Source organism: Streptomyces sp. NPDC053493, assembly GCF_044544825.1.
Classification (GTDB): Bacteria; Actinomycetota; Actinomycetes; order Streptomycetales; family Streptomycetaceae; genus Streptomyces.
In genome coordinates, this window is the sequence record NZ_JBITXS010000010.1 from 263,206 (window position 1) to 286,508 (window position 23,303).

The 23,303-nt window shown below is 71.8% G+C and carries 25 protein-coding genes and 2 tRNA genes; 18 read left to right on the forward strand and 9 right to left on the reverse strand.

Annotated features, from left to right (window positions below; all coding sequences use genetic code 11):
- Positions 1–44: 44 nt before the first annotated feature.
- From ACIGO8_RS26685 to rfbB, 6 genes are all read right to left on the reverse strand, one after another.
- A complete protein-coding gene (locus ACIGO8_RS26685; RefSeq protein ID WP_399735636.1) occupies positions 45–953 on the reverse strand; it encodes a glycosyltransferase family 2 protein in 909 nt (302 codons plus the stop codon).
- Positions 950–1,684 carry a glycosyltransferase family 2 protein gene (locus ACIGO8_RS26690; protein ID WP_399735639.1) on the reverse strand — a complete coding sequence of 245 codons (735 nt, stop codon included), beginning with the start codon at positions 1,682–1,684 and terminating at the stop codon, positions 950–952. The genes ACIGO8_RS26685 and ACIGO8_RS26690 overlap by 4 nt, the downstream gene beginning before the upstream one ends.
- Complete coding sequence (locus ACIGO8_RS26695; protein WP_399735642.1) at positions 1,681–2,073, reverse strand: DUF2304 domain-containing protein; 393 nt, start codon at positions 2,071–2,073, stop codon at positions 1,681–1,683. The genes ACIGO8_RS26690 and ACIGO8_RS26695 overlap by 4 nt, the downstream gene beginning before the upstream one ends.
- A 152-nt stretch (positions 2,074–2,225) precedes the next feature.
- Complete coding sequence (locus ACIGO8_RS26700) at positions 2,226–3,494, reverse strand: lipopolysaccharide biosynthesis protein (protein ID WP_399735644.1); 1,269 nt, start codon at positions 3,492–3,494, stop codon at positions 2,226–2,228.
- Entirely contained in the window at positions 3,491–4,369 is an 879-nt protein-coding gene (gene rfbD / locus ACIGO8_RS26705; RefSeq protein ID WP_399735647.1) for a dTDP-4-dehydrorhamnose reductase, read from the reverse strand. Before rfbD ends, ACIGO8_RS26700 begins: the two co-directional genes overlap by 4 nt.
- Positions 4,366–5,355 (reverse strand): dTDP-glucose 4,6-dehydratase, encoded by a 990-nt coding sequence (gene rfbB / locus ACIGO8_RS26710; protein ID WP_399735650.1) that lies wholly within the window; start codon positions 5,353–5,355, stop codon positions 4,366–4,368. The genes rfbD and rfbB overlap by 4 nt, the downstream gene beginning before the upstream one ends.
- A gap of 115 nt (positions 5,356–5,470) precedes the next feature.
- On the opposite strand from rfbB, the gene rfbA reads away from it, so the two are divergent.
- The 8 genes from rfbA to ACIGO8_RS26750 all read left to right on the forward strand — a co-directional run bounded on the left by rfbA (position 5,471) and on the right by ACIGO8_RS26750 (position 13,203).
- Entirely contained in the window at positions 5,471–6,376 is a 906-nt protein-coding gene (gene rfbA / locus ACIGO8_RS26715; protein ID WP_399735653.1) for a glucose-1-phosphate thymidylyltransferase RfbA, read from the forward strand.
- Between the two features lie 27 nt (positions 6,377–6,403).
- A complete protein-coding gene (gene rfbC / locus ACIGO8_RS26720) occupies positions 6,404–7,009 on the forward strand; it encodes a dTDP-4-dehydrorhamnose 3,5-epimerase (protein ID WP_399735656.1) in 606 nt (201 codons plus the stop codon).
- 100 nt (positions 7,010–7,109) lie between these two features.
- The gene (gene galE / locus ACIGO8_RS26725; RefSeq protein ID WP_399735659.1) at positions 7,110–8,099 is read left to right on the forward strand and encodes a UDP-glucose 4-epimerase GalE; all 990 of its coding nucleotides are present in this window, start codon (positions 7,110–7,112) and stop codon (positions 8,097–8,099) included.
- A 77-nt stretch (positions 8,100–8,176) separates the two neighbouring features.
- Positions 8,177–9,298 carry a glutamate 5-kinase gene (gene proB, locus ACIGO8_RS26730; protein WP_399735662.1) on the forward strand — a complete coding sequence of 374 codons (1,122 nt, stop codon included), beginning with the start codon at positions 8,177–8,179 and terminating at the stop codon, positions 9,296–9,298.
- Between the two features lie 176 nt (positions 9,299–9,474).
- Positions 9,475–9,978, forward strand: coding sequence for a hypothetical protein (locus ACIGO8_RS26735; RefSeq protein WP_399735664.1), 504 nt, complete (start codon positions 9,475–9,477; stop codon positions 9,976–9,978).
- A gap of 99 nt (positions 9,979–10,077) precedes the next feature.
- Positions 10,078–11,361: a glutamate-5-semialdehyde dehydrogenase gene (locus tag ACIGO8_RS26740; RefSeq protein WP_399735667.1), complete on the forward strand. Its 1,284-nt coding sequence runs from the start codon at positions 10,078–10,080 to the stop codon at positions 11,359–11,361.
- A 77-nt stretch (positions 11,362–11,438) separates the two neighbouring features.
- Positions 11,439–11,987, forward strand: coding sequence for a hypothetical protein (locus tag ACIGO8_RS26745; protein WP_399735670.1), 549 nt, complete (start codon positions 11,439–11,441; stop codon positions 11,985–11,987).
- 127 nt (positions 11,988–12,114) lie between these two features.
- Entirely contained in the window at positions 12,115–13,203 is a 1,089-nt protein-coding gene (locus tag ACIGO8_RS26750) for a hypothetical protein (protein WP_399735673.1), read from the forward strand.
- Here the strand turns inward: ACIGO8_RS26750 and ACIGO8_RS26755 are convergent.
- Positions 13,188–14,339, reverse strand: coding sequence for a M48 family metallopeptidase (locus ACIGO8_RS26755; protein WP_399735675.1), 1,152 nt, complete (start codon positions 14,337–14,339; stop codon positions 13,188–13,190). The two genes, ACIGO8_RS26750 and ACIGO8_RS26755, sit on opposite strands and share 16 nt — an antisense overlap.
- A 130-nt stretch (positions 14,340–14,469) precedes the next feature.
- Here ACIGO8_RS26755 and ACIGO8_RS26760 point away from each other — a divergent pair, with 130 nt between their 5' ends.
- The 7 genes from ACIGO8_RS26760 to ACIGO8_RS26790 all read left to right on the forward strand — a co-directional run bounded on the left by ACIGO8_RS26760 (position 14,470) and on the right by ACIGO8_RS26790 (position 18,696).
- A complete protein-coding gene (locus ACIGO8_RS26760) occupies positions 14,470–14,673 on the forward strand; it encodes a hypothetical protein (RefSeq protein ID WP_399735850.1) in 204 nt (67 codons plus the stop codon).
- A gap of 110 nt (positions 14,674–14,783) precedes the next feature.
- Entirely contained in the window at positions 14,784–14,948 is a 165-nt protein-coding gene (locus tag ACIGO8_RS26765) for a hypothetical protein (protein ID WP_046905622.1), read from the forward strand.
- A 53-nt stretch (positions 14,949–15,001) separates the two neighbouring features.
- A complete protein-coding gene (gene nadD / locus ACIGO8_RS26770; protein WP_399735679.1) occupies positions 15,002–15,622 on the forward strand; it encodes a nicotinate-nucleotide adenylyltransferase in 621 nt (206 codons plus the stop codon).
- A gap of 19 nt (positions 15,623–15,641) precedes the next feature.
- Positions 15,642–17,360: a LytR C-terminal domain-containing protein gene (locus tag ACIGO8_RS26775; protein WP_399735681.1), complete on the forward strand. Its 1,719-nt coding sequence runs from the start codon at positions 15,642–15,644 to the stop codon at positions 17,358–17,360.
- An 80-nt stretch (positions 17,361–17,440) separates the two neighbouring features.
- Positions 17,441–17,878, forward strand: a complete 438-nt coding sequence (rsfS, locus tag ACIGO8_RS26780; RefSeq protein WP_399735684.1) for a ribosome silencing factor — start codon at positions 17,441–17,443, stop codon at positions 17,876–17,878.
- On the forward strand, positions 17,875–18,528 hold the full coding sequence (locus ACIGO8_RS26785; protein WP_399735841.1) for a histidine phosphatase family protein: 654 nt from the start codon (positions 17,875–17,877) through the stop codon (positions 18,526–18,528). The genes rsfS and ACIGO8_RS26785 overlap by 4 nt, the downstream gene beginning before the upstream one ends.
- A 95-nt stretch (positions 18,529–18,623) precedes the next feature.
- Positions 18,624–18,696, forward strand: a tRNA-Ala gene (locus tag ACIGO8_RS26790).
- Positions 18,697–18,743: 47 nt separating this feature from the next.
- Here ACIGO8_RS26790 and ACIGO8_RS26795 read toward each other — a convergent pair.
- Positions 18,744–19,604, reverse strand: a complete 861-nt coding sequence (locus ACIGO8_RS26795) for a helix-turn-helix transcriptional regulator (protein WP_399735686.1) — start codon at positions 19,602–19,604, stop codon at positions 18,744–18,746.
- Positions 19,605–19,705: 101 nt separating this feature from the next.
- On the opposite strand from ACIGO8_RS26795, the gene ACIGO8_RS26800 reads away from it, so the two are divergent.
- Together ACIGO8_RS26800 and ACIGO8_RS26805 are read left to right on the forward strand one after the other, a co-directional pair.
- Complete coding sequence (locus ACIGO8_RS26800; RefSeq protein ID WP_399735689.1) at positions 19,706–21,139, forward strand: MFS transporter; 1,434 nt, start codon at positions 19,706–19,708, stop codon at positions 21,137–21,139.
- Between the two features lie 177 nt (positions 21,140–21,316).
- On the forward strand, positions 21,317–21,550 hold the full coding sequence (locus ACIGO8_RS26805; protein ID WP_399735691.1) for a hypothetical protein: 234 nt from the start codon (positions 21,317–21,319) through the stop codon (positions 21,548–21,550).
- On the opposite strand, the gene ACIGO8_RS26810 is transcribed toward ACIGO8_RS26805, so the two are convergent.
- Positions 21,529–22,890, reverse strand: coding sequence for a glycosyltransferase 87 family protein (locus ACIGO8_RS26810; protein ID WP_399735693.1), 1,362 nt, complete (start codon positions 22,888–22,890; stop codon positions 21,529–21,531). The two genes, ACIGO8_RS26805 and ACIGO8_RS26810, sit on opposite strands and share 22 nt — an antisense overlap.
- 146 nt (positions 22,891–23,036) lie before the next feature.
- Here ACIGO8_RS26810 and ACIGO8_RS26815 point away from each other — a divergent pair.
- Positions 23,037–23,109: transfer RNA gene (locus ACIGO8_RS26815), tRNA-Ala, on the forward strand.
- Positions 23,110–23,303: the final 194 nt, after the last annotated feature.

Genomic DNA, 23,303 nt, shown 5'->3' on the forward strand with positions numbered 1-23,303 from the left:
ATACCGTGGAATCTGACGTGGGAGACAGGGCCGTGACCGCCGGGTCAGCGCTGGCTCGTGGACAGGGCGTAGCCGAGGAGGGTGCGTATGGTCTTCGACTGGCCGTGGCGCAGCGCCCCCGGAACCATTGTCAGCGCGTGCAGCCGCATCGAAAGGTGCCGACGCGCGGCGCGGGCGGCCTTCGGCCAGCCGTGCCGGTCGAGGTCGTCGGCGACCTCGTGGAAGAACCGTACGGCCTCTCCGAAGCGGGCGCCGGTGACCGCTTCGGCGGAGGACAGGCTGCCCGAGTGACGCCGGTAGTGGAACGTGGTGGTGGGCTCGACGACGAGCTTCTCGCCGCGCCGGATCAGCTCGATGATCAGGGCCAGGTCCTGGATCACCGACAGGTCCTCGCGGAAGCTGACGGCCTTGACGGCGTCGGCTCGCCACACGATGGAGGGGAAGTAGAGCCAGTTGCCGCCGAGCAGGTTCGCGGCGAGCGACTCGCCGGAGAGCACCAGTCGGCGGTCGGTCCGCTTCGGCGCGTACAGGCGCTTCTTCACCTCGTCGCCGAGGGTGGTGACCGGCTTGCCGTGCTCGTCGATGACGTCGACGCCGGGCTGGTAGATCGCCGCGTGGGGATGGGCCGCGACGGCGGCGCGCATCGTCGCGACGTAGTTGGGCAGCAGCAGGTCGTCGCTGCCGAGCATGCTGAAGTGGGTGGACTCGACGAGGTCCACGCACTTGCGGAAGTTCTTCGTGATGCCGAGGTTCTGCTCGTTGCGCAGATAGCGGACGCGGCTGTCGCCGAGGGAGGCGAACCACTCGGGTACGCCCGGCTCCTTGCCGTCGTCCACGACGGTCAGCCGCCAGTCCTTGTCGGTCTGGTCGAGGACGCTGCGCACCGCGGCCTGCATGAGGGCGGTGTCCCCGTAGTGCGGCAGCATGATGTCCAGGGTCTGCACCGCGGTCACTTGGCCTTCCTCTTGGGGCCGAGGGCCGAGCGGCGGCTGAGCGCGAGCAGCAGGATCATGCCGATGCGGCCCAGGTAGAGCGTCGCCTTCCAGGGCGACTGGCTCGGCGTGCCGGTGGCGCGCGGGCGCATGGCGACGGGCACCTGCTCGATGCGGTAGCCGGCCCGGACGACGGCGATGGAGGACTCCACCGTGTCGCCCAGGTACTCGACCGGGTACCAGTGCGCGAAGACGTCGATCAGGTCGCGGTTGGAGGCGCGGAAGCCGGAGGTGACGTCGGTGAGCTTGGTCTTCGCCATCCGCGACAGCCAGAAGGCGAGCACGACCATGGCCCACTTGCGCGGGCCGCGGGTCTCGTAGTCGCCGGTGCCGGCGAAGCGGGCGCCCATCACGAGGTCGGCGCCGGCGTCGAGGCGGGCGAGCAGCTCGGGGACGTTGCGCGGGTCGTGCTGGCCGTCGGCGTCGACCTGGATGGCGACGTCGTAGCCGCGGTCGTGCGCGTAGCGGTAGCCGGCTCGCATCGCGCCGCCGACGCCGAGGTTGTACGGGAGGGTCATCACGGTCGCGCCGGCGGCGCGGGCCACCCGGCTGGTGTCGTCGGCCGAGCCGTCGTCGACGACCAGGACGTCGGCACCCGGAAGCGTGGTGTGGACCTCCTTGATGACGTCGGCGACGCCCTCGGCCTCGTTCCACGCGGGCATGATGATCAGTACGCGCTTGCCGTCGATCACTTGGTGCTCCCCTGACCGGCCCGGTCGGCCGTCTCCCCGCCCTGCGTCTGCTCGGCGAGCTGCGTGCGCAGCTCCTGCACGTCGATCCGGAGCAGGGCCACTTCCTCCGAAAGGGTGCGGCCCTCCTCCTCCAGGTGTCCCACTTCCCAGCTCAGCTGGAGGCAGACGATGAAGAGGAAGGCGACGCTGAGGAAGAGGAGCAGGCTGACGCCGGAGCGGACGCCGACGGCGCGGGCGACCGAGTCGAGGCCGCTCGGGAAGAAGCCGAGCGGAATGATCACGAGTCCGGTGAGGACCCACAGGAACGCGTACTTCTCCTTGAGCTTGCGACGGCGCAGCAGCTCGATGATGCACGCGACGAGAAAGACTCCGGTGACCGAAGTCAGCATCCACAACTTCACGCCAGGCTCCGGTGTATCGGACGACTCATGGAAAGGCCCTGTCTACTCTTCCAAGAATGGGCGGCTGGCGAAGGAGCCACCGAATTGCAGTCCACTGTCCGCCGCGATGGTCACGGAGAGTGAGGGAATGGTGATCATTCCTATGAGTGCACCGAACGGTAGCCTACACGAGAGCGAAGAACGACCGTCATGCAGGTGACCACCGCGAGCGACCCCACAGCGTAGGCGATTTCGACCCTGCTGCGCAGCTCCAGAGGACTGAGAGTGACCGCCGCGAGGACGACCGTACCCACGATCCAGGCCACCAGCTGAAGACGCGCCGCGCCGCTCGTGAGCAGCGCCTGGCCGAGCACCATCGCCAGCATGTAGAGGACGGTGCCGAGCGCCAGCCACGCGAAGTCCACCGGCCCGAGCACGTCCGGCGAACCGAACAGCACCGGCAGCAGCACGGGACCCAGCGCGACCGCGCCGATCCCGAAGACCGCGCCGAGGCCGGCCGTGATCCCGCAGGCCCGCAGCAGCATCCGCCGGTAGCCCGCCGTGTCGCCCTCGGCCTGCGCCGTCGACAGACCCGCGAGCAGCGAGGCCTGGAAGGCGCCGAAGGCGAACAGCGGCACCCGCGCCAGGACCAGCGCCGACAGCAGCGCCGCCACCAGGGCGCTGTCGTCCGTCGCGATCAGCTTGGTGCTGATCACCGCGATGTTCACGAGCACCTGCGCGAGCAGCGTGGAGCCGATCAGCAGCCCCAGGTGCTCGACGAGAGCGCCCCACTGCGCCGTCGACCCGGGCCGCGCCCCGCGCAGCACCGGCGGCAGGGTGACGACCACCGCGATCAGCGGCGCCACCGTCATCACGGCCGCGAACACGAACGCGGACGTGACACCGGCCACGGCCAGCGCCACGGACAGCACGATCCGCAACAGACCGTCGAGGCCCAGCTGCAGTCCGTACGCCTCGAACCGGCCGAGCCCGGCCAGCACGCCACGCGTCACGTAGGAGCACGCCAGCGCCGCGAAGGCGCCGCCGAGCGCGGCCACGAGACCGCGGTCGCCGTGGAAGAAGAGGTCGGCGAGCGGTCCCGCGAACAGCGCGAGCGGTACGAGGACCACGGCGAGCAGCCCGAAGGCCAGCGTCGCGCCGCGCCGCAGCACGGGCAGCGCGCCGTCGCCGGCCACCACCCGCGCGGCGACCACCCGGGTGATCTCCTGTTCGACCGGGAAGAACAGGCCGAGACCTATGGAGGCCACGACCGTCCACAGCACGGAGAAGCTCGCCATGTCGTCGACGGAGAGCGAGTGGCCCGCCGCCGCGAGATGCACGTAGTTGGCCCCGCCGAGCAGCGCGGTGCCGACACCCACGAAGGCGGTGCCGCGCGGCAGGGCCGTGGTGATGCGGTCGAGCAGACTCACGCGCCGGAACCGCCCGGTGCCATGGTCACCAGAGCCTCGGCGAGCTGGTCGCGCCAGTGCGGCTGGACCGCGACGCCCGCCTCGGCCCACCGGTCGTGCGCCAGCACGCTGAAGGAGGGCCGGCGCGCGGGCCGTACGAACTTCTCCGAGGTGGTCGGCCGCACCCGCTCCGGGTCCAGGCCGGTCAGCTCGAAGGCCGCCCGGGCCAGGTCGAACCAGGTCGCCGTCTGCGAGGCCGTGCCGTGGTAGACGCCCGCCGGGGCGCTGCCCGCGAGGGCCGCCTCACCGAGGTCGCGCAGCTGGCGGGCCAGCGCGCGGGTCCAGGTCGGCTGGCCGCGCTGGTCGTCGACGACGTCGACGGTCTCGCGCTGCGCGGCCAGGCCCAGCATGGTCGACACGAAGTTGCGGCCGTGCGCGCCGTACAGCCAGGCCGTCCGCACCACGTAGCCGCGCTCCGGCAGCAGCTCGGTGACCGCCTGCTCGCCGGCCAGCTTGCTCCGCCCGTAGGCGTTGACCGGGGAGGTCGGGGCGTCGTGCGGGTACGGCTCGGTGGCGTCGCCCGGGAAGACGTAGTCCGTCGAGACCTGCAGCAGCACGGCGCCGCTGTCGGCGCAGGCCGCGGCGAGGACGCGCGGGCCGTCGCCGTTGATCCGGGTGGCCGCGGCCTCCTCGGTCTCGGCGCCGTCGACGTCGGTCCAGGCGGCCGCGTTGACGACCACGTCGTGGCCGGCGACGGCGGCCCGGACGGCCTCGGCGTCGGTGATGTCGAGTTCCTTGCGGGTCAGCGCGGTGACGTCCGCGCCGGCCTCGGTGAGGACCTCGGTGAGGTCGCGGCCGAGCATCCCGGCCGCACCGGTGATCAGCCAGCGGCTCATGCGGACAGCGCCGCCTTCGCCTTCAGCGGCTCCCACCAGGCGCGGTTGTCGCGGTACCACTGGACGGTGTCGGCGAGACCCTGCTCGAAGGTGACCTGCGGCGTGTAGCCGAGCTCCTCCTGGATCTTGGCGATGGACAGCGAGTAGCGCAGGTCGTGGCCCTTGCGGTCCTCGACGTGCTCGACCATGTCCCAGCCGGCGCCGCAGGCGTCGAGGAGGAGACCGGTGAGCTCCTTGTTGGTGACCTCGGTGCCGCCGCCGATGTGGTAGACCTCACCGGCGCGGCCGCCGCGCAGCACCATCTCGATGCCACGGCAGTGGTCGGAGACGTGCAGCCAGTCGCGGATGTTCAGGCCCTCGCCGTAGAGCGGCACCTTCTTCCCGTCCAGCAGGTTCGTGGTGAACAGCGGGATCATCTTCTCGGGGAAGTGGTACTGCCCGTAGTTGTTGGAGCAGCGGGTCACGACGACGTCCATGCCGTGCGTGCGGTGGTACGAGAGGGCCAGCAGGTCGGAGCCCGCCTTGGAGGCCGAGTACGGGGAGTTCGGCGCGAGCGGCCAGTCCTCGGTCCACGAGCCCTCGGAGATCGAGCCGTACACCTCGTCGGTGGAGACGTGCACGAACCGGCCGACGCCGTGCCGCTTGGCGGCGTCGAGCAGCACCTGGGTGCCGAGCACGTTCGTGGTGACGAAGGGCGAGGAGTCGAGGATCGAGCGGTCCACGTGGGACTCGGCCGCGAAGTGCACGACCGCGTCCTGGCCGCGCATGGCGTCGTCGACGACCGCGTAGTCGCGGATGTCGCCGTGGACGAAGGTGTAGCCGGGCTTGTCCGCCACCGGGGCGAGGTTGGCCTCGTTGCCCGAATACGTCAGGTTGTCCAGGACGGTGACCTGGGCGCCTTCACCCGAGGGCAGCTCTCCGGAGAGCAGTGCCCGCACGAACTGTGAACCGATGAACCCGGCGCCGCCGGTGACGAGAATCTTCATAAGAGCCACCATTCTATGGGCTGGGCTTCGCGCGCCGTTCCGTGGCCGTTCTCACGGCGGTGATGACGGCCGGGATGGTGAGCGGCCCCGCGGGCCTGCCGTAGGCTGCGTGCCCATGCGTGGAATTTTGCTTGCCGGTGGTACCGGCTCCCGACTGTGGCCGATCACCCGAGCCGTGTCGAAGCAGCTGATGCCGGTCTTCGACAAGCCGATGATCTATTACCCCCTGTCGACGCTCGTGATGGCGGGCATCAGGGAGATTCTGATCATCACGGGGCCCGAGGAGCGGCCCCAGTTCGAGCGGCTTCTGGGCGACGGGTCCGATTTCGGCCTGGACATCCAGTTCGCCACGCAGGAGCACCCGAACGGAATTGCCGAGGCATTCGTCATCGGCGAGGAATTCATCGGTGACGACCCGGTCGCCCTGATCCTCGGCGACAACATCTTCCACGGCGTCGGCCTCGGCCGTCAGCTGGCGAAGTACGCGCAGCCCGAGGGCGGTGTCGTCTTCGCCCACGCCGTCTCCGACCCGACCGCCTACGGCGTCGTCGACTTCGACGAGAACGGCGTCGCCCGTTCCATCGAGGAGAAGCCGAAGAACCCCAAGTCCCGCTACGCGGTGCCCGGCCTGTACTTCTACGACAGCCGGGTCGTCGAGATCGCCAAGGGCCTCAAGCCCAGCGGCCGCGGCGAGCTGGAGATCACCGACGTCAACAAGCACTACCTCGACCGCGGCGAGCTCCAGGTCTCGGTCCTCGACCGCGGCACCGTCTGGCTGGACACCGGCACCTTCCAGTCCCTCGTGCAGGCCTCCGAGTACGTCCGCGTGGTCGAGGAGCGCCAGGGCATGAAGATCGGCTGCCTGGAAGAGGCCGCCTGGCGCGCCGGCTTCATCGACGACGCGCGGCTGCGCGCGCTCGCCGAGCCGCTGACCAAGAGCGGCTACGGCGACTACCTGCTCAACCTGCTCGCGTACGAGGCCGAGAAGGCCGAGCTGGCCCTGACGGCCGACGAGGCCTGAGGCCCGAGAGAGGACCGGACCCTTTTCATGAAGGTCAACCCGCTTGGCATCGAGGGTGCCTGGGAGCTCGTCCCGCAGCAGCACGGGGACGCCCGGGGCCTGTTCCTCGAGTGGTACAAGGCCGAGACGCTCGCCGAGGCCGTCGGCCACCCGCTCGGCCTGAAGCAGGCCAACCTCTCGGTGTCCGCCGCCGGCGTCGTGCGCGGCATCCACTTCGCCGACGTGCCGCCCGGCCAGGCGAAGTACGTGACCTGTGTGCGCGGCGCGGTGCTCGACATCATCGTCGACGTCCGGGTCGGCTCGCCGACCTTCGGCCGCTGGGAGGCCGTGCGCCTCGACGACCAGGAGCGCAAGGCCGTCTACCTCTCCGAGGGCCTCGGCCACGGCTTCTGCGCGCTGACGGACGACGCGACCGTGACGTACCTGTGCTCCGAGGGCTACGCGCCGCAGCGTGAGCGCACCGTCTACCCGCTCGACCCGGAGATCGGCATCGAGTGGCCGGTCGAGGGCGAGCCCGAGCTGTCCGCCAAGGACGCCCAGGGCCCGACCCTCGCGCAGGCCCGCGAGGCCGGCATCCTGCCGGTGTACGAGGAGTGCGTGGCCTTCCGCCGCTCGCTGGCCGAGCGCGGCTGAGGCTCCTGCCCGTGGCGGCGGCCCGGCGGTCCTTCCAGGAGCGCCGGGCCGCCGCGTTCGTTTTTCCGACCTCTGTCCCCGTTCGCGTTAGGCTGCCCGAATGACGTGGCTCATCACCGGCGGCGCCGGCTACATCGGTTCCCATGTCGTCAAGTCCATGGCCGAGGCCGGCGAGCGGGTGGCCGTCCTGGACGACCTCTCGACCGGCGACCCGGCCCGGGTCCCGGCGGGCGTCCCGCTCGAACGCGGCAGCGTCCTCGACCGCCCGCTCCTCGACCGGGTGCTGCGCGAGCACCAGGTCCGCGGGATCGTCCACCTCGCCGCGAAGAAGGCCGTCGGCGAATCCGTCGAACTCCCGCTCCTCTACTACCGCGAGAACGTCAGCGGCCTCCAGGTGCTCCTGGAGGCGGCGGCCGCCGCCGGCGTCGGCAGCTTCCTCTTCTCCTCCTCCGCCTCCGTGTACGGGATGCCCGACACCGACCTGGTGACCGAGGACACGCCGTGCGCGCCGCTCAGCCCGTACGGCGAGACCAAGGTCGCCGGCGAGTGGATGGTCCGCTCGACCGGGCGCGCCCACTCCATGGCCACCGCCTGCCTGCGCTACTTCAACGTGGCCGGCACCGCCGCTCCCGAACTCGCCGACACCGGCGTCAACAACCTCGTGCCGATGGTCTTCGCGCGGCTCGACGCCGGGCTGCCGCCGCTCGTCTTCGGCGACGACTACCCGACGCCCGACGGCACCTGCGTCCGCGACTACATCCACGTCGCCGACCTCGCCGACGCCCACCTGGCCGCCGCCCGCCGGCTCGGCGAACTGGCCGCCGCCGGCGACTTTCGCGACCTCACCCTCAACATCGGCCGCGGCGAAGGCGTTTCGGTAGCCGAGATGATCGACCTGGTCCGCGAGGTCACCGGCCGCGACATCGCGCCCGAGGTCGTCGCCCGCCGGCCCGGCGACCCGGCGAAGGTGGTCGCCTCCGCCGAGCGGACCGCCGCCGAACTGGGCTGGAAGGCCCGTCACGACGTCCGCTCCATGATCGCCTCCGCCTGGGAGGCGCACACCGCGGCCGCGGTCCAGCCGGTGGAATAGGCGGGCGGCGCCCCGCGCCGCTCGCGTAGATTGCCAGCCGAGCGAGAGCACGAGCAGGAACGGCGAGGACGACGCAGGTGACAGTGGCCAGGCAGTACGTGACGGAAGCCCGCAGGATCGTCGTGAAGGTCGGCTCGTCCTCGCTGACCACCGCCTCCGGCGGCCTCGACGCCGACCGCGTCGACGCCCTCGTCGACGTCCTCGCCACCGTGCGCAGCGGCGGCGAGAAGGAGATCGTCCTGGTCTCCTCCGGCGCCATCGCCGCCGGCCTCGCCCCGCTCGGCCTCACCCGCCGCCCCAAGGACCTGGCCCGGCAGCAGGCCGCCGCCAGCGTCGGCCAGGGCCTGCTCGTCGCCCGCTACACCGCCTCCTTCGCCCGGTACGGGGTGCGCGTCGGCCAGGTGCTGCTCACCACCGACGACACCAGCCGCCGTGCCCACTACCGCAACGCCTACCGGACGCTCGACCAGCTGCTCGCCATGGGCGCGCTGCCGGTCGTCAACGAGAACGACACCGTCGCCACGGACGAGATCCGCTTCGGCGACAACGACCGCCTCGCCGCCCTCGTCGCCCACCTCGTCCGCGCCGACCTGCTCGTGCTGCTCTCCGACGTGGACGGGCTCTACGACGGCGACCCGGCCAAGCCCGGCACCTCGCGGATCGACGAGGTGCGCGGCCCGGCCGACATCGCCCACGTCGAGATCGGCTCGGCCGGCAAGGCCGGCGTGGGCACCGGCGGCATGGTTACCAAGGTCGAGGCGGCCCGGATCGCCGCCGCCGCCGGCATCCCGGTCGTCCTCACCTCCGCCGTCCGCGCCGCCGACGCCCTGGCGGGCCGCGACACCGGCACGTACTTCCACCGCACCGGCCGCCGCTCCGCCGACCGGCTCCTCTGGCTCGCCCACGCCTCCACCCCGCAGGGCGCACTGACCCTCGACGACGGTGCCGTGCGGGCCGTGGTCGAGGGCAAGAAGTCGCTGCTCGCGGCAGGAATCGCCGCCGTCGAGGGCGAGTTCACGGCCGGCGACCCGGTCGAGCTGCGCGACACCGCCGGCCGCGCCGTCGCCCGCGGACTGGTCAACTTCGACGCCAAGGAGATCCCCCAGCTGCTCGGCCGCTCCACCCACGAGCTGGCCAGGGAGCTCGGACCCGAGTACGAGCGCGAGGTGGTCCACCGTGACGACCTCGTCGTGATGTGAACCGAAACGGCTGAAAGTCTGGTCATCCGGTAGGGACCTTTACCAAAACCGCCCCATGCGCCGCCGCGGGCTGGTGGACTTTGTCCTGGGGGCAAGGAGGGGCGGGGACAGAGCACGCGCAGCAGCGCGGCACAACGCAGCAGCACGCAGCACAGGCATCACACAGGAGGCCGCCGGTGAGACGAGCGCGCCCAGGGGCAGTGCCCCGCGGGACGGCCGAACGCGCCCTGACGAGCGTCGAGGCCGGAGCCGACTTCGACAAGGAACGCGACAAGGAGACCGCCGACGGGGCGTCCTTCGACAGGGAGCCCGAGAACACGCGGACACGGGACCGGGAGGTGTCCAAGCTCTGGCACATCACCCTCAGCGTCTCCGGTGCGGCGGCGCCGCTGAAGGAGGTGCGCCGTGCCCTCGAGCAGCTGGCCCACGACCATCCCTTCCTGCTGACCAGCCGCTATGCCGCCGACCATGCCGAGATCCGGTACTGGGAGGAGGCCCGCGACCTGCACGACGCCGCGGCCGTCGCCCTGCGTCTGTGGGGCGAGCACCGCCAGAGCGCGAAGCTGCCGCCGTGGGAGATCGTCGGCCTGGAGGTCATCGACCGGGAGACCTACCACCAGCGGATCGCCGAGGGCTACGGCCCGCCGCCGGCCGCGCCGGTCGGCGTCCACCCGTACTGACCTCGCCAGGCGCCCGGCCCGTGACATGCCCGTCTCGCAGTACGGGACGGGTGGGAGATACGTGAGGGATGTCCGCAGCGGTGCCAGTACCCTGCGGACATGACCTCGCTCACCCCCTTCGACAACATGTCCCCGGTCGCCCAGGCCGCCTACCGGGCCCGTGGCGCGGCCGCCGAAATCGCGCCACTCCCGCGCGCGGCCAAGGACGACGCCCTGCTCGCCGTCGCGGACGCCCTCGAGGTGCGCACGGCCGAGATCGTCGAGGCCAACGCCGAGGACATCGCCCGCGCCCGCGAGGCCGGCACCAGCGAGGCCATCATCGACCGGCTCACCCTGACGCCCGAGCGGGTGCGGGCCATCGCCGCCGACGTCCGGCACGTGGCCGCCCTGCCCGACCCGGTCGGCGAGGTCGTGCGCGGCTCCACCCTTCCCAACGGCATCGACCTGCGCCAGGTCCGGGTGCCGCTCGGCGTCGTCGGCATCATCTACGAGGCCCGGCCCAACGTCACCGTCGACGCCGCCGCCCTCTGCCTGAAGTCCGGCAACGCCGTCCTGCTGCGCGGCTCCTCCTCCGCGTACTCCTCCAACACCGCCCTGGTGAAGGTCCTGCGCGACGCCGTCGGCGGGGCCGGCCTGCCCGCCGACGCCGTCCAGCTCGTCCCCGGCGAGTCCCGCGACTCGGTGCGCGAGCTGATGCGCGCCCGCGGCCTCGTCGACGTCCTCATCCCGCGCGGCGGCGCCTCCCTGATCAAGACCGTCGTCGAGGAGTCCACCGTCCCGGTCATCGAGACGGGCACCGGCAACTGCCACGTCTACGTCGACGCCGACGCCGACCTCGACATGGCCGTCGAGATCCTGATCAACTCCAAGGCCCACCGGGTCAGCGTCTGCAACGCCGCCGAGACCCTCCTGGTCCACCAGGACATCGCCGACGCCTTCCTGCCGCGCGCCCTGGACGCCCTGGCCGAGGCCGGCGTCACCGTCCACGCCGACGAGCGCGTCCTCGCCCGCGCCGAGGGCACCAAGGCCACCGTCGTCCCCGCCACGCCGGAGGACTGGGAGACCGAGTACCTCTCCTACGACATCGCCGCCGCCGTCGTCGACTCCCTCGACAAGGCCGTCGAGCACATCCGGCTGTGGACCTCCGGCCACACCGAGGCCATCGTCACCACCTCCCAGGCCGCGGCGCGCCGCTTCACCCAGCTGGTCGACTCCACCACCGTCGCCGTCAACGCCTCCACCCGCTTCACGGACGGCGGACAGTTCGGCTTCGGCGCCGAGATCGGGATCTCCACCCAGAAGCTCCACGCCCGCGGCCCCATGGGCCTTCCCGAGCTCACCTCCACGAAGTACATCGTGACCGGCGACGGTCACGTTCGGTAACGGACACCTTCCGGTGCGGGCAGGGAGGCTTCGCGCTCTCCCTGCCCAAAACCACCTCCCGGGTCTACTCTGAATCCGTGCCGGACGACGTGGGGGGCAGGCCGTTTCCTGACGGCGGGGACCCCGAGGACTCTGTCGACCGCGGAGGCGCCGACGAGGACTTCGCCACCGTGGTCTTCGACGAGGACTTCGTCCGGGCCGCCACGGTCCACGAGCCGACCGCCGTCGAACGCCTCCTCGCCGCCGCCCAGGCCCGCGCCGAGGCCGAGGCCGCCCGGGCCCGGGCCGTCGCCGGTCTCGCCGACGAGGACCTCTACGAGGACGGCTACGACCCCGCCCGCTTCCCCGACGGCTACGACCCGGACACCGCCGACGACGACTTCGACCCGTACGGCCCGCACGGCGGCGCCCTGCGCCCCTACCGCGGCAGCGCCCGCTGGCACCGCCCGGTCGCCTGGGTGCTGGCCCTGGTGATGGGCGTCGGCATGGTCGCCCTCGCCTTCAGCGCGGTCTACCGCGGCGCCTCCGCCAACCGCCAGGACCAGATCCCTCCGCCGGCCACCAGCGGCGTCGACAAGCCCCGCACCGTCCCTTCCGCGGTCCCCGCCTCCCCGGCCGCACCCTAGAGCCGTCCGGCCGCCCCGGACGCCGGGACGGGCCCGTCGCCCGTTCGCCGCAGCCGCGTCCGAATTCTTCGGAACTTGTCGTATACCTGGGCGTTTACGGGAGCTTCCGCCGACCTACCCTGAAGATATGGCAGGGCGTGGCGACCCGCCTGAGGGGACTCCCGAGGGACTCCCCGGCGGTGAGGACGAGTACCGATCCGTCGTCTTCGACGAGGCGTTCGTCCAGGCTGCCCGCCTCCAGGAGTTCTCCGCCCAGGAGCGGATGGGCGAGCACGCCCAGGCCGTGCGGTCCCGTCCGGCCTGGGAGGGCCGGGGCGGCGGTGGCTCCCGGCAGGCCCTGATGCTCGTCCTGCTGATCCTGCTCGCCTTCGGCACCGCCGTCTATCTCGGCGTCCGCAACCCCTACCAGCCTCCCGTCGACCAGCCGGCCGAGGCACTGCGGACCACCGTGGTCCCGCTCGCCCCGCAGGGCCCCGTCCCGGGCGGCGAGCCCGCCGGTCTCTTCGCCCACAGCCCCGCCGCCGAACACCGCACCGGCGCCTCCGGCATCAACCTGCCCATGGCCGCCCGCACCACCCACTTCTCCGAGAGCCAGGTGGTCGCGGCCCTCGGCATCGCCAAGGACTACCTCGTCGCCTCCTCCCTCGAACCCGACGTCCTCGCCGGCCTGACCGTTCGCCCGCCCCGGCTCCTGATCGATCCCGACCAGCTGGAGCAGTTCGACCACAGCGTCGCCTCGCCCAAGGACGACGGCCGGCACGCCGTCGGCGCCTGGCTGGTCCGCTTCGACCCTCGCCGGGTCGTCCTCGCCGACCCGTCCGTCCGGGTCCAGGGCACCCTGCGCTTCGCGGAGATCAACGCCGACGTCCTGGAGGTCACGGCGGACCACACCTTCACCTACGCCGTCCGCCCCGCCTCCACCGGCAGCACCGGCCCCCAGGCCCGGGCCTCGCTGTTCACCGTCCACCGCGAGCTGCGCTTCCGCTTCGACCGCGACGACCTGCGGATGCACCGCGCCGAGCTGCTCACCAGCACCGTGCAGGCCGGGCCGCAGTCCTGCGACGGCGACACCACCGGCTCGCTGCGGCCGCTGCTCGCGGGCGAACGGGCCGCCGGTCCCGAGGCGCGGGCGGTCACCGACCCGTACGCCACGAGCCGGCCCGCCACGTCCTCCCTCTGCGGCACGCTGGCCCCGGGCGCTCAGCCCTCGTTCTGACCCCGCTCGCCCGGCCGGCCCCGCTCGTCGGAGCCGCCGCCGGCCTGGCCGCCGGCCTGACCGTCGCCGTCGGTGCCGCCGGCGCCGTTTCCGGCGGCCCCGTTGCCTGCGCCGAAGCGGCCGAAGAGCTTGCCGCCCAGGTCGCCCGCGAGGTCGCCCGCGCCGCCGGCTATGTCGCTGACCAGCTTCATCAGCGGATCCTTGCTCGTGCGCACCGACTCCGCGTAGTGCCGGCCCGACTCGCGGAAGGAGTCGGTCACCGAGGTGTCCTTGTCCTCCGACCGCTTCGGGTAGTGGCCGTCCATGAGCCGCTGGAAGTCGCGGGTCTCGGACCACTTCTTCAGCTCGGCCGCCCGCACCGTCGTGAACGGGTGCGAGCGCGGCAGCACGTTCAGGATCTTCAGCACGGAGTCGCGCAGGTCGCCGCCCTTCTCGTACTCGTCGGCCTGGGCGAGGAAGGCGTCCACGTTCATCTCGTGGAGGTGGTTGCCGCCCGCGATCTTCATCAGACCGCGCATCGAGGCCTGCAGGTCCTGCCCCACGAGCAGTCCCGCCCGGTCGGCCGACAGCTCCGACTTGCGGAACCACTCGCGCAGCGCCGTCACGATCGCCATGACCGCGACGTTCCCCAGCGGGATCCAGGCGATCTTCAGCGCCAGGCTGGTGAGGAAGAGCAGGATCGTCCGGTAGACCGAGTGACCCGAGAGGGCGTGGCCGACCTCGTGTCCGACGACCGCGCGCATCTCCTCCTCGTCGAGGAGCTCCACCAGACCGGTGGTGACCACGATGATCGGCTCGTCGAGACCGATGCACATCGCGTTCGGCTTCGGGTCCTGCGTGACGTACATCGGCGGGACCTTCTCCAGGTCCAGGATGTAACAGGCGTCCCGCAGCATGTCGTTGAGATGCGAGAACTGCGCGTCGCTCACCCGCACGGAGTCGGAGAGGAACAGCAGCCGCAGGCTCCGCTCGGGCAGCAGCCCGCTCAGTGCCTTGAAGACGGTGTCGAAGCCGCTCAGTTTGCGCAGCGCGACCAGCGCCGAGCGGTCGGCCGGATGCTCGTAGGCCCGCGAGGAGATGCCCGGGAAGCGCCTGCGCTGCCTGCCCGGGAGGTTCCCCTGGTGGTGCTCGGTCATGGATGCCCCCTGTTCGTACGAGTCGGTGCTCGTCCCCCTGACGCGACCCAGACTAGGCGAGCGGGCTACCGTGTGCCGGAGTGCCTGTGGATAACTCGGGCGCTGTGGACGACCGAGGAGCACGACCACCATGACGGACACCGCGGCCACCGCCGTCACCACGCTGCTCGCCGCGCCGGCGCAGCAGGGCCCGGGCGACACGCTCCGCATCGTGCTGCTCGTGTCGATCGTCGGCGCCGCTCTGCTCGCCTGGTTCCTGCTGCGCGGCTACCGCCGCGACGCCGACGACGCCACGGACACCTCCGACGCCACGGACGCCTCGGACACCAGGTGAAACGACGCCGGTGACGCCAACGCCTGAGTCGGCGTGAGCGCTCCGCGACGTCCCGCATACGATGTGCGCGAAGTCTCCGCTCCCATCCCCGATCGAAGGTCCTGCCGAAGATGAGCCTCCACGCCACCGCCGCCAACCTGGTCACGCTCGCGAACGAGGGTGCCGAGCACGGCGGCAACCACGAAAGCCTCAGCCCGTACGTGACGGGTGGCGGCGCCCTGCTCGCCCTTCTTCTGCTGCTCTGGATCACCACCCGCTTCAACCGCGACCGCTGAGCCGGGAGGCCGCTGATCCGGCGTCCGTCGCCGTGCCAGTAGGCTCTGCACGCATGGGAGAGCAGGAAATGCCTACTGGCGGTCGCGGCAAGCGCCGACTCGGCGTGATGGGCGGAACGTTTGATCCGATCCATCACGGACACCTGGTGGCCGCCAGCGAGGTGGCCGCCCTGTTCCACCTCGACGAGGTGGTGTTCGTGCCGACCGGGCAGCCGTGGCAGAAGAGCCACAAGGCCGTCTCGCCGGCCGAGGACCGCTATCTGATGACGGTCATCGCCACGGCGTCCAACCCGCAGTTCTCCGTCAGCCGCATCGACATCGACCGGGGCGGCGCCACGTACACCATCGACACGCTGCGGGACCTGCGCTCCCTCAACAGCGACTCGGACCTCTTCTTCATCACCGGCGCCGACGCGCTGTCGCAGATCCTCACCTGGCGGGACGCCGAGGAACTGTTCTCGCTCGCCCACTTCATCGGCGTCACCCGCCCGGGCCACGACCTCACCGACGACGGACTGCCCAAGGGCGGCGTGTCCCTGGTCGAGGTTCCCGCGCTCGCCATCTCCTCCACCGACTGCCGGGCGAGGGTCGCGCAGGGCGACCCGGTCTGGTACTTGGTTCCGGACGGTGTGGTGCGCTACATCGACAAGCGCCAGTTGTACCGCGGCGAGTGAGCCTCGGGGAGGGGCACCGGTGAACGATCAGCACAACCCGTACGACCCGTACCACCCGCAGCCGCAGATCATCGGCTACGACGCGTACGGGCAGCCGGTGTACCAGCAGCAGGTCCCGCAGCAGCACTACGACCCGTACGGACAGCCCGTACAGCAGCAGCCTGCCCCGCAGCAGCAGGACTACGGCTACGACCCGTACGGGCAGCAGCAGGCCCCGCACGCGCCGCAGCCCCACGCCCAGCCCTACCAGCAGCCGCAGTACGACCCGTACGCGCAGCCGCAGCAGCCGGCCTACGACTACCCGCAGCAGTACGACACCGGTCAGCAGTACGACACCGGTCAGCAGTGGGCCGTGCGGACCGAGCAGGCACACGCGCCGCAGGTACCGGCCCCGGCCGCCGAGCCCGCCGCGCCGCCGGCCCCGGCCGCCGGCGTGCCCTCCCAGCGCCCCGCGCCGGACGACGACGACCGGGCCTACCGCACCGAGCAGTTCTCGTTCATCGAGGAGCCCGACGAGGACTCCGAGGACGTCATCGACTGGCTCAAGTTCACCGAGAGCCGCTCCGAGCGGCGCGAGGAGGCCCGCCGGCGCGGCCGCAACCGCGTCGTCGCCCTCGTCGTCGTCCTCGCGCTCGCCGTCGCCGGCGGCGTCGGCTACCTCTGGTCGGCCGGCAAGCTGCCCGGCATGTCCGGCGACGACCAGCGGCAGAACACCGCCACCGGTCCCCAGCAGCGGGACACGATCGTCGTCCACCTCCACGACACCAAGGGCGGCGGCACCTCCACCGCGCTCCTCGTGAACAACGCCACCACCCACCAGGGCACCACCGTCCTGCTCCCCAACTCGCTCGCCGTCGCCGACGCCGAGGGCACCGCCACCACCACGCTCGCCAAGTCCGTCGAGGACGACGGCTCCGGCGGCACCCGCGAGGCGATCGGCAACCTCCTGGGCACCAAGATCACCGGTACCTGGCGGCTGGACACCCCGTTCCTGGAGAACCTCGTCGAGCTGGTCAGCAACATCGACATCACCACCGACACCGACGTGCCCGGTGACAAGCCCGGCGCCGAGCCGCTGGTCAAAAAGGGCGAGAACCAGACCCTGGGCGGCCGCGCCGCCGTCGCCTACGCCACCTACCGGGCGCCCGGCGAGGCCGAGGCCAAGCAGCTCCAGCGGTTCGGCCAGGTCATGTACGGCGTGCTGCGGAAGATCTCCAGCGATCCCAAGGCCGCCACGACGACCATCGAGACGCTCGCCCAGATCCTCGACCCGTCCCTGCCCGAGAAGGACCTCGCCGCCTCGCTCGCCAAGCTCGCCGAGCACGCCAAGGTCGGCGACTACAAGACGGCGCTGCTGCCCGTCGAGCCCGACGGCTCGCTCAGCGAGGCCACCGGCGACAGCGTCGTCAAGGACATCCTCGGCGGCAAGGTCAGCGCGCCCGAGCAGGGCGCGGCGACCCGGGTCGCGATCCGCGACGCCAGCGGCAAGGACGCCACGGAGGCGGCCCGCGTGGTCCTGGTCAACGGCGGCTACGCCGTGATCGGCGGCACCCGGGCCGGCACCGAGGACAGGTCCCAGGTCCTCTACGGCGACGACGCCCAGAAGGCGAGCGCCGCCGAGGTCGCCAAGACCCTCGGCCTGCCGGCCGGATCCGTCGCCAAGGGCAAGACCGCCGGAAACGCCGACGTCACCGTCGTTCTCGGCCAGGACTACAAGATCCCCGGAGCGAAAAGGTGACGCTCCGATAATCGTTTTCGGGCCCGTCGGCGGTACATGAGACCCTTGAGGTGACTCAGACCGCCGACGAAAGCCTGCCTGTGACCGCCACGGACCGCGCCATCGAGCTCGTCAGCACCGCCGCCCAGGCGGCGGCCGACCGGCTCGCTCACGACATCATCGCCTACGACGTCAGCGATGTGCTGTCGATCACCGATGCCTTCCTGCTCGCCTCCGCTCCCAACGACCGCCAGGTCAAGTCGATCGTCGACGAGATCGAGGAGCGCCTCCTCAAGGAGCGCGGCGCCAAGCCCGTGCGCCGCGAGGGCGACCGGGACGCCCGCTGGATCCTCCTCGACTACGTCGACATCGTCGTCCACGTGCAGCACAGCGAGGAGCGTGTCTTCTACGCCCTGGAGCGGCTGTGGAAGGACTGCCCCGAGCTGCCGCTGCCCGAGGACGCCCAGAAGACCCGCGGCAAGGCGCAGGAGCACGCCCGGCTCATGGGCGTCGACGGAGCGGACGGTGAGCTGAGCTGACCAGCGGCAAGGGCGGCACCGGCCGCCGCATCGTGCTGTGGCGTCACGGCCAGACCTCCTGGAACCTGGAGCGCAGGTTCCAGGGGTCCACGGACATCGAGCTGACGGAGGCCGGCGTCGCCCAGGCGCGCCGGGCCGCCCGGCTGCTCGCCGCGCTGAAGCCGGACGCCATCGTCGCCTCCGACCTCAAGCGGGCCGCGGCCACGGCCGCCGAGCTGTCCGCGCTCACCGGCCACGCCGTCGCCCACGACTCCGCTCTGCGCGAGACGTACGCGGGCGACTGGCAGGGACTGACCCACGACGAGATCACCGCGCGGTTCGGCGAGCAGTACGCCGCCTGGAAGCGCGGCGAGCCGGTGCGCCGCGGTGGCGGCGAGCTGGAGACCGAGGTGGCCGACCGGGCCGCTCCGGTGGTCCTGGCGCACGCCGAGAAGCTGCCCGTGGACGGCACCCTGGTCGTGGTCAGCCACGGCGGCACCATCCGCACCACCATCGGCCGGCTCCTCGGCCTGGAGGCCCGGCACTGGGAGGGCCTGGGCGGGCTCTCCAACTGCTGCTGGTCCGTCCTCGGCGAGGGAGCGCGCGGCTGGCGCCTCCTGGAGCACAACGCCGGCACCCTGCCCGAGCCCGTCCTCGGCGACGACGACTGAGCCCCGCGGGCGGCCTGCCGGACCCGGATTTCACTTTCCGGCAGGTCACAGGCTAAAGTTCTTCTTGTTCGCAGCGCGGAGCGCGAAGAACACGAGGGGCTATAGCTCAGTTGGTAGAGCGCCTGCATGGCATGCAGGAGGTCAGGAGTTCAATTCTCCTTAGCTCCACAGTCACCGAATCCCGTCCCCGCCAGGGGGCGGGATTCGTCGTTCCGTCACCTTCTTCCGGGCAGGCGGCCGATGGCCGTACGGCTCTCCTCGTCGTTCGGCGTGTACGTGACGATCCGGCACTCCGGCATCCCGTTGATCGACAACGAGACCGAGGTCATCCGCACCTCGCCGATCAGCTCGTGCCGGAACGCCTTCACCCGGGTCCCGGGCGGCACCACGTCGCCGCTGCGCCACAGCTCCGCGAAGTACGGACTGGCCTCGCTCAGCACCCGTACGAACGACTCCCACGCCGGCTCGCCGACATGGCGGCCGTACGCCCCGCGCAGCTGCGCCACCATCAGCGGCAGCTCGATCCGCCGGTTGAGCACCGGGCAGCGCGGCTCGGGCACCGTGAACAGGCTCCACAGCACGTTGCGCACGCCGAGCGGGCCCACCATCGGGAAGTCGTCGTGGACGAACAGCAGGTCGTACGTCGCGTTGGTCGCCAGCACGTCGTAGCGCGCGTTGTACACCACCGCCGGATGGGGCACCAGGGCGTCGAGGATGCCCTGAATCTCCGGGCTCACGCCCGTCACGTCCGCGGGCGCCGCCTCGGCCTCGTACGGCACCTCCGCCAGGTGGTACAGATGCTCCCGCTCCGGCCGGTCGAGCCGCAGCGTGCGGGCCACCGCGTCGAGCACCTGCGCCGAGGCGTTGATCGGCCGCCCCTGCTCCAGCCATGTGTACCAGGTCACGCCCACGCCGGAGAGCTGCGCCACCTCCTCGCGGCGCAGCCCGGGCGTGCGCCGTCTCAGCCCCGGCGGCATGCCCACGTCCTCAGGAGTCACCCGGGCCCGGCGGCTGCGCAGGAAGGCCGCCAGCTCCGGCCTGCGCCGCGCCCCAGTCGGTACTGCCACAGTCGTCACACCCCCATGGTCGAGTCCCCGTGCCCGCGTTGCCAGGTGCTGTCGGTACCAGCATCGGCGGGCTCTCGTTACCCGTATCGGATCGGCGTCACGCTCCTGGCATGACGACGACCACCCCACCTCCCGCACTCAGTAAAGACCCTGCCACCGACAACCGCCGCGGTCCGCTGCTCGCCGTCGTGCTCACGGCCCAGTTCATGGCCCTGCTCGACGTCTTCATCGTCAACGTCGCCGCGCCCACCATCCGTACCGAACTCGCCGCCACCGGCGCCGGAATCCAGCTCGTCGTCGCCGGATACACCATCTCCTACGCGGTGTTGCTGATCACCGGCGCACGGCTCGGCGACCTGATCGGCCACCGGCGCGCCTACCTCGCCGGGCTCGCGCTGTTCACCGCCGCGTCCCTCGCCTGCGGACTCGCCGTCGGCACCGGGCAGTTGATCGCCTTCCGGATCGCCCAGGGCGCCGGATCGGCCCTGATGATCCCGCAGGTGCTCAGCCTCATCCAGCGCAACTTCACCGGCGAGGCCCGGGTCCGCGCGCTCAGTGCCTACTCCGCCGTCCTCGCCACCGGCGCGGCAGCCGGCCAGGTCCTCGGGGGCGTCCTCGTCAGCGCCGACCTCTTCGGCACCGGCTGGCGCCCGGTCTTCCTGGTCAACGTGCCGCTCGGACTCGTCCTCCTCGTCCTCGGCGCGAAGACGTTGCCCCGCGACTCCCGCCACGAGGCCGAGCGGGCCCGCGGACTCGACCTGCCCGGGCTGCTGCTGCTCGCCGCCTCCGTCTCGCTCCTCACGGTCCCGCTCGTCCTCGGCCAGGAGGAGGGCTGGCCGCTGTGGACCTGGCTGTCCCTCGGCGCCTGCGTGCTCCTGTTCGCCGCCTTCTTCGCGTACGAGACGCGGCTCGCCCGCCGCGGCGGCAGCCCGCTCATCGCGCCCCGGGTGCTGCGCATCCCCGGCATCGGGCGGGCCGTCTTCCGGATCGCCGCCGTGATGGCCGTCAACGCCGGCTTCCTCTTCACCCTCACCCTGCACCTCCAGGGCGGTCTCGGGCACAGCGCCCTGCGCGCCGGGCTCACCTTCGGGCCCACCGCCGCGGTCTTCGGGCTCGTCGGGCTCACCTGGCGGCGCTGGCCGGCCCGCTGGCAGCCGTTGCTGGTGCCGTCCGGTTTCCTGCTGACGGCCGCCGCCGCGGTCGGCGTGGGCGCCGTCCTCAGGGACGGCGGCACCGGAGGCTGGGCGCTCTACCCGGCGTTCTTCGCCATGGGCGCCGGTCTCGCCCTCGCCTTCAGCCCCGCCCTGACCGGCGCGCTCGCGGCCGTACGGCCCGAGGACGCCGCCGACGCCAGCGGGCTGCTCGCCACCGTCACCCAGCTCGGCCAGCTGATCGGGGTCGCCGCCTTCGGCAGCCTCTTCCTCGGCGACATCACCGCACCCGGGCCGCTCGTCTCCGCCGAGGCCCTGTGGAGCTGCACCCTCGCACTGGCCGCGGCGGCCGTCCTGGGCTGGTCGGCGAGCCTGCTCCGTCGACGACGCTGACCCCCTTGCGGGGCCATGGCAGAATCGGACCGCCGGAGGGGAACGAGGGTCCGGGCGGGAGGGAGCGCGCATGGCCGTGGACGGTGCCGAGGAGGCCGAAGCCGATGCCGTCGCGGAATCCGCTCCCGGGTCACAGGCCGGCCGTGCACGTCCCGCGCTCACGTCTGGAGCCGAGTGATGGGTGCCCACAGGCGGAAGTGCGACTGGTGCGGCAGCGGCACGCCCATCGTCCGTGACATGGACCCGGTCAACACCGCGTTCCAGTACTGGTGCGAGGAGTGCGCGCGGGCGCTGATCATAAAAGGCGACCCCATCGAGACCTACCGCGAGCTCGAAGGCGAGCCGATCTACGGCCGGCTCCTCGACGAGCACTGCACCCTGAAGCGGTTCTACTCCTTCGCCACGGCCTGAGAGGCCTCCGCCGGCTCACGCGACGGCTCCTCCGCCTGTGCCTGAGCCGGCTCCCGCCTCCGGTCCCGCGCCGGCTCCCGCGTCCGCTCCGGGACGACGGCCCGCGGCTCCCGCGCCGCGCGGCGCAGCGTCAGCGCGTAGCCCGCGAAGACCGCGAGGGCGGTCAGCGGATAGACCGCGGAGAGCAGCATCTGCCCGGCGTTCTGGTCGAGTTCGGGACGGCCCGGGTCGTGCGGCACCCACCACAGCGCGAACGAGGCGAAGGCCAGCGCCACGGCGCCCGTCACCGGCCACGCGCGCGTGGCGCGGTCGTACAGCAGGATCAGCAGCGGCACGCACCACACCCAGTGGTGGGACCAGGAGATCGGGCTGATCATCAGCGCCGTGAACGCCGTGATCACCACGGCCACCGCCCGGTCGCCCCGTACCGCCGCCCGGACCGCGAGCGCCATCGCCGCGGCGCCCAGAAGGCCCGCCGTCGCCACCCACCACAGGCCGGGCGCGTCGGTGTGCAGCAGCCGGGCCAGGACGCCGCTGAGCGACTGGTTGGCGGTCTCCTCCGCGTGGCCGACGCGGCCCGTCTCGAACAGCGTCCGCGTCCAGAACGTCCGCGAGTCGGCCGGCAGCGCCAGCGCCGTCGCCAGCGTCACCGCGAGGAAGACGCCGGTCGCCGTCAGGGCCGTCCGCAGCCACTGGTTCAGGCGCCGGTCCCGCCGCCACAGCAGCAGGCCCGCGGCGAACAGCAGCACCACGAACAGGCCCGGGGTGAGCTTCACGGCGGTGGCCAGCCCGATGCCCGCGCCGGCCCAGCGGGCGCCGCGCCCGCCCTCCCGGCGGGTCAGGTCCCAGAGCACCGCCACCGCGACGAGCAGATTGATCTGCCCGTACCGCAGCGTCGTCCACACCGGCTCGCACCACACCACCACCGCGGCGATCCACAGCGCCGAACGCCACAGATCGGCGCGCGCACCCGGCCGGGACAGCGCCGGGCGGACCAGCCGCAGCGACAGCACCACCAGGGCCGCCACCAGGAGCAGGTTTCCCGCCGTGGTCAGCGTCCGCATCAGCGGGACGCCGACCAGGGTCAGCGGCAGGAAGAGCACGGCGGCGAACGGCGGATAGGTCATGGCGAGGTTCGCCGACGTGGCGCGCATCGCGTACAGGTCGTCGCCGGCCCGCAGCGTCTCGGCCTCGGCCCGGTAGACCATCACGTCGAGCATGTTCACGTGGGCGAGGCGTTGCGCCACCCAGAAGGCAGTGAACGACAGCAGACAGACCGCCGCGGCGGTGGCCAGGGGCCACGGCCGGGCGCGGGTCGGGGAGGGCGCGGAGACGGACACAGTCGGCGACCCTACCCGGAGGCCCTCAGGGCCCTGGAGAACCGATTTGGTGATCCGGCGGTGGTCCGGTTAATGTTCTGTCTGTCGCCGCGAGGGAAACCGGAACGGAAACGGGTACGGAAGACCGGGGCGGAGACGAAAAGCAAGGGGCTATAGCTCAGTTGGTAGAGCGCCTGCATGGCATGCAGGAGGTCAGGAGTTCAATTCTCCTTAGCTCCACAGAAAAGAAGCGGGTCATCCGGATCGGATGGCCCGCTTCTTCGTGTGTCACACGGCGGAACGCCGGTGCGGCCCCCGCAGGCCCTGCGGTACCCTGACGCCATGCGTGCCGTACGCCTTCTGCTTAGCGAGCCGCGCTGATCAGTCCCGACGGATGAAGATCCGGTCGGCATCGGCGCGGCGTCCCCTCCTGT